This window comes from Algibacter sp. TI.3.09 (assembly GCF_038154905.1).
Classification (GTDB): Bacteria; Bacteroidota; Bacteroidia; order Flavobacteriales; family Flavobacteriaceae; genus Algibacter.
Map to the genome: position 1 here is coordinate 702406 of NZ_JBAKAN010000002.1, position 14587 is coordinate 716992.

The 14587-nt window shown below is 34.0% G+C and carries 12 protein-coding genes; 5 read left to right on the forward strand and 7 right to left on the reverse strand.

Annotation, left to right across the window (positions count from 1 at the left end; translation table 11 throughout):
* Positions 1-449 precede the first annotated feature (449 nt).
* The 4 genes from V6246_RS10660 to purN form a co-directional block, all read right to left on the reverse strand.
* Positions 450-2348, reverse strand: a complete 1899-nt coding sequence (locus tag V6246_RS10660; RefSeq protein WP_341560442.1) for an amidophosphoribosyltransferase — start codon at positions 2346-2348, stop codon at positions 450-452.
* A 144-nt stretch (positions 2349-2492) separates the two neighbouring features.
* Positions 2493-3419: a PfkB family carbohydrate kinase gene (locus tag V6246_RS10665; RefSeq protein ID WP_159018883.1), complete on the reverse strand. Its 927-nt coding sequence runs from the start codon at positions 3417-3419 to the stop codon at positions 2493-2495.
* Positions 3420-3540: 121 nt separating this feature from the next.
* Complete coding sequence (locus V6246_RS10670; RefSeq protein WP_341560443.1) at positions 3541-4179, reverse strand: ribonuclease H family protein; 639 nt, start codon at positions 4177-4179, stop codon at positions 3541-3543.
* Positions 4180-4230: 51 nt separating this feature from the next.
* On the reverse strand, positions 4231-4797 hold the full coding sequence (gene purN, locus V6246_RS10675; protein ID WP_341560444.1) for a phosphoribosylglycinamide formyltransferase: 567 nt from the start codon (positions 4795-4797) through the stop codon (positions 4231-4233).
* 185 nt (positions 4798-4982) lie between these two features.
* Here purN and V6246_RS10680 point away from each other — a divergent pair, with 185 nt between their 5' ends.
* From V6246_RS10680 to pyk, 5 genes are all read left to right on the forward strand, one after another.
* A complete protein-coding gene (locus V6246_RS10680) occupies positions 4983-5216 on the forward strand; it encodes an acyl carrier protein (protein WP_007647141.1) in 234 nt (77 codons plus the stop codon).
* A 12-nt stretch (positions 5217-5228) separates the two neighbouring features.
* Positions 5229-6479: a beta-ketoacyl-ACP synthase II gene (gene fabF / locus V6246_RS10685; protein ID WP_042504040.1), complete on the forward strand. Its 1251-nt coding sequence runs from the start codon at positions 5229-5231 to the stop codon at positions 6477-6479.
* Between the two features lie 7 nt (positions 6480-6486).
* The gene (gene rnc / locus V6246_RS10690) at positions 6487-7227 is read left to right on the forward strand and encodes a ribonuclease III (RefSeq protein ID WP_042504038.1); all 741 of its coding nucleotides are present in this window, start codon (positions 6487-6489) and stop codon (positions 7225-7227) included.
* 129 nt (positions 7228-7356) lie between these two features.
* The gene (locus tag V6246_RS10695; protein ID WP_159018887.1) at positions 7357-7842 is read left to right on the forward strand and encodes an IPExxxVDY family protein; all 486 of its coding nucleotides are present in this window, start codon (positions 7357-7359) and stop codon (positions 7840-7842) included.
* Positions 7842-9284, forward strand: coding sequence for a pyruvate kinase (gene pyk, locus V6246_RS10700; protein WP_341560454.1), 1443 nt, complete (start codon positions 7842-7844; stop codon positions 9282-9284). The genes V6246_RS10695 and pyk overlap by 1 nt, the downstream gene beginning before the upstream one ends.
* An 82-nt stretch (positions 9285-9366) precedes the next feature.
* Here the strand turns inward: pyk and V6246_RS10705 are convergent, their stop codons facing one another.
* The 3 genes from V6246_RS10705 to dinB all read right to left on the reverse strand — a co-directional run bounded on the left by V6246_RS10705 (position 9367) and on the right by dinB (position 14523).
* A complete protein-coding gene (locus tag V6246_RS10705) occupies positions 9367-10707 on the reverse strand; it encodes a hypothetical protein (RefSeq protein ID WP_341560456.1) in 1341 nt (446 codons plus the stop codon).
* Positions 10708-10721: 14 nt separating this feature from the next.
* Positions 10722-13148: a TonB-dependent receptor gene (locus V6246_RS10710; RefSeq protein ID WP_341560458.1), complete on the reverse strand. Its 2427-nt coding sequence runs from the start codon at positions 13146-13148 to the stop codon at positions 10722-10724.
* 277 nt (positions 13149-13425) lie between these two features.
* Positions 13426-14523, reverse strand: a complete 1098-nt coding sequence (gene dinB / locus V6246_RS10715) for a DNA polymerase IV (RefSeq protein ID WP_341560459.1) — start codon at positions 14521-14523, stop codon at positions 13426-13428.
* Between the last annotated feature and the right edge of the window lie 64 nt (positions 14524-14587).

The window sequence follows — 14587 nt, forward strand, 5'->3', positions numbered from 1 at the left end:
ATTATGGAAAGCTTAATTAAGAAAAGCTTTTTAAGGAAATACGAAATTTTATAAAATGAAAAAGGTGAACAGATGTTCACCTTTTTGCCCCAAATCTACCATGAACTTAACCTACTTATGTTATGGTGAGACAAATATATGTTTGTAAGTCAGTTTGTTAAAATTTTTTAGTTAAACGACTTATATCTTGGTTTAAGCGGAGTATTAATTATATGTAGGGTTTAATTGAAGTTTAATAAAGAAAAACGAAAATAATGCGCATAAAAAAAGGCGAACAGAAGTTCACCTTTTTTTGCCCCAAATCTACCATGAACTTAACCTACTTATGTTATGGTGAGACTAATTTATGTGTATTTACTTTAAAGCTGTTATATTTTAGATGAAATACATTTTTTTAAGTTGAAATGCGTTTTTACTAATTAAATCCCTGAAAAATAGCAATTTCAAAATTAATATGCACGTTCATTATTACCTTCATAAAAATTGATAAAGGCACGATTTACAACACGATTACCACCATTAGTCGGGTAGTTTCCTGTAAAGTACCAATCGCCTAAATGTTCAGGGCAAGCTTTGTGCAGGGAATCCACCGATTGGAAAATAACCTTAACTTCAGTTTTAATAGTTTCATCACTTAGTAATTCTGAAATTTTATCTGAAATCTGCTCATCTGTAAACGGATCGTAGACTTCTTTCACAAAGTTTTGTACGTGTTTATCTTTTAATTCAGTTTGCTCGATACATTTTTTATAAACATCATCAATAATATGATACTGGTTGTTGTCTTTCAATAACGCTAAAGCTGCTTGGAAAGCAACTAAGCTTTCTAAGTTTGCCATATCGATTCCATAACAATCTGGATAGCGAATTTGCGGTGCAGATGATACAACAATAATCTTTTTAGGATTTAAACGATCAAGCATTTTTAAAATACTTTTCTTCAATGTAGTACCCCTTACAATACTATCATCAATAATTACTAAGTTATCGGTAGGCTTGATAACGCCGTAAGTAACATCGTAAACGTGCGCAACTAAATCATCACGACTACTGTCTTCTGTGATAAACGTTCTTAGCTTAACATCTTTAATAGCTATTTTTTCAACACGAGCGCGCTCCGATAAAATTTCGGTAACCTCTTCAGCAGATATTGAACGTTGTCCGTTTAAAATAGCTTCAGTTTTCTTTTTATTAATAAAGTCTTCTACAGTTTCAATCATACCAAAAAACGAAGTTTCGGCTGTATTTGGGATAAAAGAGAATACTGTATTTTTAGTATCGTTATCAATAGCTTTTAAAACCTTTGGCATAAGTAATCTACCTAGCATTTTACGCTCTTGATAAATTTCTGCATCACTTCCTCTTGAAAAGTAAATACGCTCGAAAGAACAAGATTTACGTTCTAATGGAGGTAGTATTTGTTTCAATCTAACTTCACCAGATTTTTTAGTAATAATAGCTTGTCCTGGTTCTAGTTCCTTAACATCTTCAAAATTTACATTGAAAACAGTTTGAATTACCGGACGTTCTGAAGCAACAACTACAATTTCATCATCTTGATAGTAGTAAGCAGGTCTAATTCCTGCAGGATCACGTAAAACAAAAGCATCACCATGACCTATTAATCCGGCCATAGCATAACCACCATCCCAATTTTTTGCAGCACGTTTTAAAATTTTGCCAACTTTTAAACGTTCGGCTATTAATGGAGAAGCTTGTTGTTTATTATAGCCTTCTTTCTTTAAATCACGGTATATTTTACTAACCGCATCATCAAGGAAATGACCAATTTTTTCCATTATAGTAATGGTATCTGTATACTCTTTTGGATGTTGCCCTAGTTCTATTAAGTTTGAAAATAATTCTTTAACATTTGTCATGTTAAAGTTTCCAGCCATAATAAGGTTACGGTGCATCCAGTTATTTTGTCTTAAAAATGGGTGTACACTCTCTACACTGTTTTTTCCAAAAGTTCCATAACGTACGTGCCCAAGTAAAACTTCTCCAATGTATGGAATGTTCTTTTTTTGTGCAGCCACATCATCCATATATTCTGGATGTTCTTTGAACTCTTTATTAACACGGTCGTTAATTTGTGCAAAAATATCTTGAATAGGTTGTTGTGCTATAGAACGTACTCTACTAATGTAACGTTCTCCAGGTTTTGTGTCTAATTTAATACTTGCAAGACCAGCACCGTCTTGACCACGATTGTGCTGCTTCTCCATCATTAAATACATTTTGTTTACGCCATAAAATGCGCTACCGTATTTTTCTTTATAAAATTCTAACGGTTTTAATAGTCTAATAACTGCTATTCCACATTCGTGTTTTAGGGCATCACTCATAGTCTAAATTATTTTATGCTTTGCGGTGTTTCTTTTTTAGATTCCTCGGTCTCCAAAGGAATTACATTTTAATGGTGGTCTCGAGATTTAGTCTCAAGAAAATATGTTCAATTAAAAACGCGCCCAAATTATGGGCGCGTTAGTTTATGTTAATTCTATTTCAAATTGAGTTAAGTGTTTAAACTGCATCAGTCGTTGTTGCACTTCGCTGTGCGACAAATTCTCCATGCGCTCGGTGCCAAACTTCTCAACACAAAAGGATGCTAGAGCAGAACCGTAAATTACGGCGTTCTTCATGTTTTCGAAAGATACGTCGCCTGTTTTTGCTAAATAGCCAGCAAAACCACCTGCAAAGGTATCTCCTGCGCCAGTTGGGTCAAAAACTTCTGCTAGAGGTAAAGCTGGTGCGTAAAACATTTGTTCGTTATGGAACAATAGTGCGCCATGCTCTCCTTTTTTGATAACCACGTATTTTGGTCCCATTTCATGAATTTTTTTCGCAGCAACAACTAGCGAATATTCGCCGGTTAATTGTCTTGCTTCTTCATCGTTTATGGTAATCACATCAATACGTTTTATAACGTTTTTTAAATCTTCTAAAGCGATATCCATCCAGAAATTCATAGTATCTAAAACTACTAATTTCGGTTTAACCGTCATTTGATCTAAAACACTAGATTGGACGAGTGGATGTAAGTTTCCTAACATAACCACTTCGGCATCTTTATAATTTTCTGGTACAACTGGGTTGAAATCTTCTAAAGTATTTAGCTCTGTTATTAAGGTGTCGCGAGAATTCATATCATTATGATATTTTCCGCTCCAAAAAAACGTTTTACCTTCTTTAACGATTTCAATACCTGAAATGTCGATATTTTTGCTAGAAAGTAAGTCTAAATATTTTTGTTCAAAATCGCCGCCAACAATAGAAACAATGGCAGAATCTACATCGAAATTAGATGCAGAAAGACCTATATAAGTACCTGCTCCACCTAAAATTTTATCGGTTTTACCGAATGGTGTTTCAATAGCATCATAAGCTACTGTACCAACTATTACTAATTTACCCATGAAAGTTCTTGATAATTTTCTGCAAATATAGGTTATTTATATGCTTAATCCTTATTATTTTTAATGTTCAATTTGAATGAAAATTGCTAAGATTAATGTTTTAAAAGAAGAAGAATTACTTTTACTTACGCCCAAAATCGGCTGGAATTTCTCCCCACGCCTTAGTTTCCCATTTTACAATTACGGTTTTGTAACTGTTGTTTTTAAGCCAGTCTAGGGCTCGATCTACTAAATCGAAAACGGGTTTGTTTTTTTCGTTGCGCTCTAATTTAGTGTTGCATATTTTTTTACGAACCCAACTCATGGCTGTTCGAGAGTCTGTATATAATAGAAGGTCGCTGTTATTTTTTTTAAGAATAGCTAAGCCGTGAACCAAAGCTAAAAATTCTCCCAAGTTATTGGTGCCTTCTGGAAAAGGGCCTTGTATAAAGAGTTGTCTTTTTGTTTTAGTATCTACGCCGCGGTATTCCATAATACCTGGGTTTCCGCTAGAAGCAGCATCTACCGAAATGGAATTGTAATTTGGTTGCCCTATTTTTCTGAGTTGTTCGGCTGTTAATTCACTTTTAAAGCCTTTGCTTTTTCCAATATAATCGAAATAATTACCCTGCAAAGCAGCTTCCGCAGCTTCTAAGGTTGTGAAAGATTTGTATTGAGCGCCATCAAAATTGGTTATTTGAGCTTTGCAGTCGTTCCATTTTTTAAAAACGCCGGTCTTTTTACCTTTCCAAACGGTGTAAAATTTCTTTTTTTTCGACATACTTTGGCATTTCCCACGAAAGTGGTAGTTGTTTAAATTGAGTTTTTTTAATTATTTTGATAATATATCGTTAACAACCTGCGGAAAGTGCTCCATTTCTAATTGGTGTATTTTGGCAGCAACATCATCGGCAGTGTCTGTGTCGGCTACATTACATGTTGCCTGAAAAATAACAGCGCCTTCATCATAATGTTCATTTACATAATGTATAGTAATACCGGTTTCCTTCTCTTTATTATTAACAACAGCATTGTGCACGTGCATACCGTACATGCCTTTTCCTCCGTAATTTGGTAGTAAAGCTGGGTGAACGTTAATTACTTTATTAGGGAAAGCAGCTAGTATGTTATCTGGGAATTTCCAGAGATAACCTGCTAGTACTATTAGGTCGGGTTTAGCGGCTTTTAATAAGTTTAGAACGTCTTCGGTCTCAGATATTGCTATTTTATTGAAAGAAAGTGCGCTAACCTTTAGTTTTTTTGCACGGTCCAAAACTTTGGCATGAGGATTGTTAGTTAATACCTGAATAACAGAAGCATTTTCTCTGTTGTGAAAAAACTTAATTAGATTTTCAGCATTAGTACCACTCCCGGACGCAAAAATTACAATTCGTTTCATTTACAGACAATGTGTTTAATAATTATTCAAACAAAAAAAAGAATAAATATTAACAATTTGAAGGTAAAAGAGAAATACTTAAAACTATTTTTAGTAAATTACACACACATTTTTAAGGTAAAGGTGTGTTTTAAAAATAAAGTTTTTTATTTTTGCCAACTAATTAAAACTTAAAATTAAAAATTATGTCAGACATTGCATCAAGAGTAAAAGCTATTATCGTTGATAAATTAGGAGTAGACGAGAATGAAGTTGTAACTGAAGCTAGCTTCACAAACGATTTAGGAGCAGACTCTTTAGACACTGTGGAATTAATAATGGAATTCGAAAAAGAATTCGATATCCAAATTCCAGATGATCAAGCTGAAAACATTGCAACAGTAGGTCAAGCTATATCATACATCGAAGCAGCAAAATAAGCAAAATATTTTATGGAATTAAAGCGAGTTGTAGTCACAGGATTAGGGGCTTTAACACCAATTGGCAATACCAAAGACGAATTTTGGGAAGGTTTAATTAGTGGTAAAAGTGGTGCTGCGCCTATAACATATTATGACGCCGAAAAGTTTAAAACGAAGTTCGCTTGCGAATTGAAAAACTTTAACGCAACAGATTTTTTTGATAGAAAGGAAGCTCGGAAAATGGACCGATTTGCACAATACGCTATGGTAGCTGCAGATGAAGCCATTGAAGATGCTAAATTGAATCTAGATGAAGTTGACAAATTAAGAGTAGGCGTTATATGGGGAGCAGGCATCGGTGGATTGGAAACCTTCCAGAACGAAGTATTAAACTTCGCTGCTGGAGATGGAACGCCACGTTTTAACCCTTTCTTTATTCCTAAAATGATTGCTGATATTGCACCAGGAAACATCTCTATAAAACATGGTTTTATGGGGCCAAACTATACAACGGTTTCGGCATGTGCATCTTCGGCTAACGCTATGTTTGATGCTTTAAACATTATTCGTTTAGGGCATTGTGATGTGGTTGTTACAGGCGGAAGTGAAGCAGCAGTAACTATTGCAGGTATGGGCGGGTTTAATGCTATGCACGCACTATCGACTAGAAATGAAAGTCCAGAAACAGCCTCACGTCCATTTGATGGAACGCGTGATGGTTTTGTTTTGGGAGAAGGTGCTGGCGCACTGATTCTAGAAGAATATGAGCATGCAAAAGCTAGAGGCGCAAAAATTTATGCGGAATTTGTTGGAGGAGGTTTATCTTCTGATGCTTACCACATGACGGCGCCACATCCTGATGGTATTGGTGTTGTAGCGGTTATGAAAAATTGCTTGCAAAATGCAGGACTTAAACCGGAAGATATAGACCATATTAATACTCATGGTACATCTACGCCTTTAGGTGATGTTGCAGAATTAAAAGCAATTTCAGAGATCTTTGGAAGTCACGCTAAAAACATAAATATTAATTCAACAAAATCTATGACTGGGCACTTATTAGGTGCAGCAGGTGCTATTGAAGCGATTTCGGTTATTTTGGCAATGGAAAACGGAGTTATACCTCCAACCATTAACCATACTACGGTAGACGAAAGTATAGATCCTGAATTAAATTTAACCTTAAACAAGGCACAAAAGCGGGACATAAAAGTAGGAATGAGTAATACATTTGGATTTGGCGGTCACAACGCCTGTGTAGTATTCAAAAAATTAGATTAAATCCCGAATGAAATACATTCGTAACATATTAAATTCCCGTTTTAAACGCAGCGGGAATTTTTTTATGGAAATAAACCAAATCCTTGGTTTTAAACCTAAGGATATAAAATATTTTAGAAAGGCTTTTACCCACCGTTCTATGAACATAAAGGATAGCGAAGGCAATGCTATTAATTATGAACGATTAGAATTTCTGGGAGACGCTATGCTAAGTGCTGTTATAGCATCTCATTTATATCTCGAAGTTCCAAGTGGAGATGAAGGATATTTAACTAAAATGCGCTCTAAAATTGTAAGTAGAGAACATTTAAATGAACTGGGTAAAGATTTAGGGTTAATTACTTTAGTTGAAAGTAAAATACCTAAAGGCCAATTTGGCGATAATATTCATGGTAACTTATTTGAAGCTTTAGTAGGTGCTATTTTTTTAGATAGAGGCTATAAGTATTGTGAAAAGTTTATCTACACTCGAGTTATTCTACCTTATGTAGATATTGCAACCTTAGAAGGGAAAGTAATAAGCTATAAAAGTTTACTGATAGAGTGGTGCCAAAAAGAAAAGAAAACTTTTGGGTATAATGTTTATGAAGATACAGGAAATGATGATGTTAGGCATTTTTCGGTAAAACTATCTATAGACGATAAAGTTGTTGCGAAAGCACGAGGTACTTCAAAGAAAAAAGCAGAAGAGAAAGCTTCTAAGCGTGCTTTTTTTGTGTTTCAGAGTAAAATTTCAAAATCAGTTTAGCAAAACTTCAGCTTAACTGAAAAAAACAATTAACTATAACGTTTTAGTATCGATTCTTATTAAGATTCGTTAAAACATGTATTTAGTAATTGTTATAAATACTATATTTACAAATAATAATAGGAAGTTATGGCTGTTCATAAACTGATACTTGATGATGTTTTTGACGATGTGACGTACACATTAGTAGCAATGCATTGTACACTTGAGGACTACAGATTGGCCTTTCTTCTTAATAAACATTTAAAGATCAAGCTTGCTAGGAGATCTAAAGATTTAGATTTTAACAAGGGGAAATCTAACTATTCTATATTTGAATGGGAAGATGAAAAGCAACTAACTACTTGGAGTTTAGTTTCTAATACTTGTAAAACAGAGAGTTTACAAGAAATTAGTTTTGGGTCTTTATTTGAAAATCAAGAAAAAATAACGAAAACAACTCATTTAATACCAGAATATAAGCGTGTTAACTACTTTTTAAAAATAGAAAACGAGTTCAGTTCGAGTAAGGAAAAATATATTTTAGATACTATATTAGAAATTCCTCAAATTGCAACAGCTTATAGTATTGATACATTTCAATTAAAATCAAAAGACAATTTAATTTTTAGCTAATGGCAACAAGAAAAAAAACCAAAATAGTAGCAACTCTAGGACCAGCTACAAGCACAAAAGAAGTATTAAAAGGCATGCTTGAGGAAGGTGTTAATGTATTTAGAATTAACTTTTCTCATGCCGATTACAAAGATGTGGCCGAACGTATCACCATGATTCGTGAGTTAAATGAAGAGTTTGGTTTTACTGCCGCTATTTTAGCAGATTTACAAGGTCCAAAACTTCGTGTAGGAGTTATGGAAGAAGATGTTGTTGTAAATCCGGGTGATGAAATTATTTTTGCTACAGGTGAACGTTTTGTTGGAAATAAGGAACGTGTTTACATGACTTATGATAGATTTCCACAAGATGCAAAACCAGGAGAACGTATTCTTTTAGATGATGGAAAATTACTTTTTACAGTTATTTCTACAGATGGTAAATCTGAAGTAAAAGCCAAAGTTGTACAAGGTGGACCATTAAAATCTAAAAAAGGTGTAAACCTTCCTAATACAAATATATCTCAGCCTGCACTTACAGAAAAAGATATCGAAGATGCAATTTTTGCTATTGGGCAAGATGTAGATTGGATGGCATTATCTTTTGTGCGTCATGCTGAAGATTTAATGCAGTTACGGGATTTAATTGCTAAACACGGAACGCATAAAATTCCAATTATTGCTAAAATAGAAAAGCCAGAGGCTGTAGAGAATATCGATAAAATTGTTACACATTGTGATGGTATTATGGTAGCTCGTGGTGATCTAGGTGTTGAAGTTCCTGCTGAAGAAGTTCCGTTAATCCAAAAACAATTGGTTTTACGTGCTAAAAAAGCTAGAATTCCAGTAATTATTGCGACGCAAATGATGGAAACTATGATTGATAGTTTAACACCAACAAGAGCTGAAGTAAATGATGTTGCCAATTCTGTTATGGATGGTGCTGATGCTGTAATGCTTTCGGGTGAAACTTCGGTTGGTAAATATCCTGTTGAAGTAATTAGACAGATGAGTAACATTTTAAAGAATGTTGAAGATTCTGAGTTAATTCAAGTACCACAATTACCTCCGCATATTAGAACTAATAGATATATTACTAAATCAATTTGTTATCATGCTGCACTTATGGCAAACGAAATTGATGCAAGTGCTATTTCTACGTTAACAAATAGTGGATATACGGCGTTTCAAATTTCGGCTTGGAGACCATCATGTCATATTTTAGTATTTACATCAAATAAGCGAATCTTAACGCGTTTAAGTTTGCTTTGGGGTGTTCGTGCTTTTTATTACGATAAGTTTGTTAGCACTGATGAAACTATTGAAGATGTTAATGCTATAGCTTGTAAACAAGGTTATTTAGAAGTTGGAGATATGTTAGTGAGTTTAGCTGCTATGCCAATTCAAGATAAAGGAATGGTTAATACGTTAAGAGTTTCAGAAATTACAACTTGTAGTCTTTAAAAACTTAAGTTTTATATATTAAAAAAGGCCAATAGATTTAAATCTATTGGCCTTTTTTGTTTGTAAATATGTGGTTTGTTTATTAGAACGTTCCAATAAAGTGGCTTCCTTCTACATTAACTAATTCAGCACCTTTTGTTACAACACCAGTTTCGGTATCTACAACATATATGTTTCCATTTTGTCCAACAGGAGCTTGAGTTAGGTATATTTCTGTTCCATCTACTACAAAACCTTGGTATTGGAATAAGTAGAAATCTTCGTGATATGGAATGTCTTCAATTTTTTGAGCTGTTTTAGCATTTAAATCAACAAGAGCAAAAAATCCTTGGGCTCCAGCAACACCTTCGGCAGAACCATCATGACGATAAGCTACCACAGCTTTTCCGTTAGAGGCTGGTCTCCATGCAAGAATATAAGCACCTTCAACACCTAAAGCTTCATCTAAATTAAAATCATAAGAATCGTCATAAGTGTTATCTGCATTAATTTTTAAAATATGAGAACCTTCTGGGTCACTTTGGTTAGCTTGATAAACGCTTCCGTTGTAAAGGAATGCATTAATGCTACGGTATCCATTTGTGTTTCCGTGTCCTGCTGTAGATGTAATTACAGTTGGATTTAAAAGTGATGGATAATCTAATACAATAGTTTTCGATCCTAAAATTTCATAATCGCTATCACTTTCTGTAGTAGCAGGGTCAACCTTACTTAAACGTGCACCAATATATAATTTATCGCCAGCAGCATTTAAAGTAGGCATATCAATTCTAGAAATATAGTAACCTAGAGCTTCTTCTTCAGCTGTTAAAGGCACATCGTGCTCTTGGAAGTTGTTTATTAGCGAGTTTCCTAAATCTAAAGTTACTACACCAATAGTAGCATTAGTTCTTGTGTAATTTCCATCAGCATCAGCTTCATGTTCCGTAGAAACATAAACAGCAGAACCTGTTTGGTCTCCATCGAATAATTTAATCCACCTTGGAGCTGTTCCTACGTAAGGTGCAATACTGATTTCTGTTCCTGTTTGTGTAAAGGTTTGTCCGCCTTCTACAAGATATTTGGTATAGTTACCACCAGTATCACCGGCGTAGCTAATATTGAAAATAGTACTACCATCTTCAGATGATTGTAAACGAGCCGTTCTGTTTGATGGTGCAATAAATCCATTTTCAAAAGCTTCAATAGAAACTGTTGGATCTTTAGCATCTTCACTGCTAACAGAGTAAATTAGAGTACCACCATTTCCGTCACCTGGGTTTTCGCCCATTCTAGCGGCTGCAACGGTTATCCATCTACTTCCTTCTTCAATTTCTTCATCTATAACTTCTTTTGGAGCATCGTCATCACTACAGCTAAAGGCTAGTAATAAAACACTAAATAGCAAGGCTAAGGTTTTAAGGTTTAAAATTTGTTTTTTCATGTTTTTAGAGTTAATTAAAATTTATTGATTGTATAATTCAGTTTAAAATAAAAAGCACGTCCTGGTTTTTGTACCGAAAGGTTATCGTAAACGGGCTCGTCGAAAATATTTTTAATATCGAAGCTCATTGCTAATCTTTTATTAGGAAATGAGTAGGTAAGACCTAAATCGTGAACTAATTGTTCGGGTACTTTAAAGAAATCGTCGCCAACAGTATTAGAACCTTGAGACACTAAGTATGAAAACTCGTCTGTGAAATACACGGAGTAGAAAAGGTTTAATAAAGATTTTTTCTGAATAAGCTCTTTGAATGAATACCTTAAACTACTATTCATTGTGAAAAATGGCGTGTTCGGAATATCGAATTCTGTTCCGTTAGTAGTTTCGCTTGTTAAATCGAAACGAGATACATTAAAATTAAAACCTAAGTTTTTATTGTACGTATAGTTAAGCTGTGCATCTATACCTTTAGATTTTGCATTACCCTGGTTAACGTATAGAATTAATTCGTCATCTACGTTTAAAGATGTTTCTATAGGTAATCCAATTCTATCTTTTATGTCTCTTATAAAAGCATTGGTTGAAATGGTAAAAGCATGTTTTTTTATTTTGAATCTACCAAATCTAAAGCCTAAGTTGAAATTATTACTAACCTCCGGGTTTAAGCTTGGGTTTGCAACAACATTATCTCCATCGTTACCAAAAACTTCCGTTTCGTTAGGTAATCTAATCGCTTTTTCGGCCGATGTTAATAAGCTAACTGTAGGTGTAATGGCATAAGACGCGGCAAAACCAAAACCTTCGTATTTGTTGTTGGCCTTTACAGTTTCATCAACTACGGTATCATTTCCTTCACTATCTGTTGCAATGGCAGGATCGATACTCAAAGTATTTTGGCTATAATATTTACCAAATATGCTTGTTTTTAATTGGTTGTTAATGGCAGATAACTCGTAGGTTAAAGCAAAAATATTTTTATATAAATCTCTAGTACCCATGAAGGTGTTTTCTAAAACCGTCCTTAAGGCATCGCTATCTTCTCTTTCAATACTAGAGTATGCATGGTTGAATAGTACTTTGTGATGCTCGTTTATGGTATAAGATAATCCGGTTCTCACAGCAGCAACGTTCCTTTCTATTTTTGCTAGAGTCGGTCCACCTTCTTGTTGAGAACCCCAAGTATATTCGTATTCATCTCCTCTAAAATCTACGGCTCTTTCTCCATTCCAACTATATGCAGCAGCGACGGTATCATTTACAGTTCGGTTTCGTTTACCGTACAACGCATTTATATTGACATCAAAACCTTCTGTAAAAAGGTCTCCCTTTTTGTAAATTAAATTACCTAGCAAAGCATTGGACTCTAAAAAACGATCTTTGTATGGAGTAATGGTCATAAAAGCGCCGTGTTGAACTTCTTTATAGTCATCGGAACTTGTAACTCCAACAAAAAATTGATCGGCCCATTTTACGTTTGTAAAACCAATTTGTGCCATGCCTCCTGTAGATCTGTAGGCATCATTAAATCGTCTTGCAGTAATTGGGGTTTGTGCACCACCTAAACCAGTAACAACCACGCTTCGCCCTGAAACTTTATAATCATTATCAGAATAATTATGAAACATCGACGCCTTAACCGTAAAACCAGATTTTTCGAATCTATATAATCCGTTTACATTGGTTTGAAATGTATTAAACGATCCATATGAAGCTGAAGCATTTAAATAATTTTTAGTTGAATTATGAAGTACTATATTAATGGCACCACCCAAAGCATCGTCTGCTAAATGCCCAGGGACAACACCTTTGTAAACCTCTATGTTTTTTATCATTGAGGCCGGAATACTGTTTAAACTATAAGAAGAACCATACATAGTGATTGGAACACCATCAATAAAAACTCTAACAGAACTACCCGATAAGCCGTTTAAACTATATTCTACATTGGAACCTAAACCACCATTCTGACGAATTTTTACACCAGCCGTAGTGTTTAGTAAATCGTTTGTTTGAATATTTCTAATACTAGCTTCCTTTGTTTTAATAACATTTACAGCAAAGCCTTTATCTTCAATCTGTCTTTTAAGGGTTTTACCTGCAATTTGTATTTCTTTTAAATCTTGATGTGAGGCAAAAGTTAATGTAACATCAACGTTTTTTTCTGAAGTATTTATGGTAATATCAATAGTTTTAACTTTAGCATCTAATGAATGAAACTGAAGTGTATAATTTCCGTAGGGAATATTTTCAAAGTAAAAATCACCGTTAATATCAGAGTTTGCTTCCTTTTGAAAACTAGGACCCTTTAAAATAATATAGGCTCCTGAAACAGGCTCGTTGGTGTCAAATTTAACTGTACCATATAGATCTCCCTCTTGACTAAAAGCAAAAAGGCTAGAGAAAAACAATAAGAAAGTTGAAAATGTTTTTACTGATGGCATGAGTAATTTTTTTACAAAATTACTCTTATTTGTATTCAGTCCAAATAAAGATAGCGGATTTGATGATAATTTAATGCAAAGGTAGATTTGCTTTTTATTTGCAAAAAATTCTATACTCTTGTTAAGAATATTTACGTTTTTTGTGTTTATTTTTAATTATTCTAAATAGTGATGCATCTTGAATTTATACATCTAGATAAGTGAATAAAGCAAAAAATGGCTAAAAATTGTTAAATAGAGTTAAGTTTAGTGATATTTCAATAAATATCTTAAACTTTTAAAATCCAAATTTTAGCTGCGCGCTAACACTTTTTGTTTCTGGTGCTTTTTTAGTTTCTGTATTCAAATTGGAAAGAGAGATGCCTAATAATCTGACCGAATTACTCATTTTTTCTTGATAAAGTAAATCTTTTGCCGTTTCTAGAATAATGTTTTTATCACTTATAAAATAGGGAAGTGTTTTGCTTCGTGTTTGTAAACTAAAATCGCTGTACTTTATTTTTAAAGTTACTGTTTTGCCTGCAACTTTGCTTTTTAATAAGCGTTTGGTAACTTCTTCAGAAATCTGTTCTAATTTCTCCATCATAAAAACTTCCGAAGATAAATTTTCACTAAAAGTACGTTCGGCGGCTAAGCTTTTTCTAATCCGGTTTGGCTTCACTTCACTGGTATGTATACCGCGAACTACGTTGTAATAATAGCTGCCCGATTTTCCAAAGTGCTCTTCTAGAAATTCTATAGATTTCTGTTTTAAATCTATACCTGTAAAAATGCCTTTTTGATACATTTTTTCGGCAGTAACCTTACCAACACCATAAAATTTTCTAATATCTAGCGTTTCTAAAAACGGAATAACCTCTTCTGGATTTACTGTTTTTTGTCCGTTAGGTTTATTGTAATCGCTGGCAATTTTGGCGATAAATTTATTAATGGAAATTCCTGCGGAAGCTGTTAAACCTACTTCATTAAAAATACGTGTTCTAATTTCTTCGGCAATCATGGAGGCGCTCGGGTTACCTTTTTTATTTTGGGTAACATCGAGGTAAGCTTCATCTAAAGAAAGCGGTTCTACCAAATCTGTATAGTCTAGAAATATTTTTCTAATCTTTTTAGATATAGAGGTATAGCGTTCAAAATCGGTTTTCACAAAAATTAATTCCGGACAAAGCTTAATAGCTAAGTTTCCAGACATGGCACTTTTTACACCAAATTTTCTGGCTTCGTAACTGGCAGCACTAATTACGCCACGCCTGCCGCTTCCGCCAACAGCAATGGCTTTACCAATTAATTCAGGATTATCCAATTGCGCAACAGACGCATAAAAGGCGTCCATATCCACATGAATAATTTTTCTTATTGGTAAATCGGTTAACATAGCGTAAATTTATCAATTCATATTTAAGGGCAATTCCTAAACTCAATATTTTTAAAATATTTTC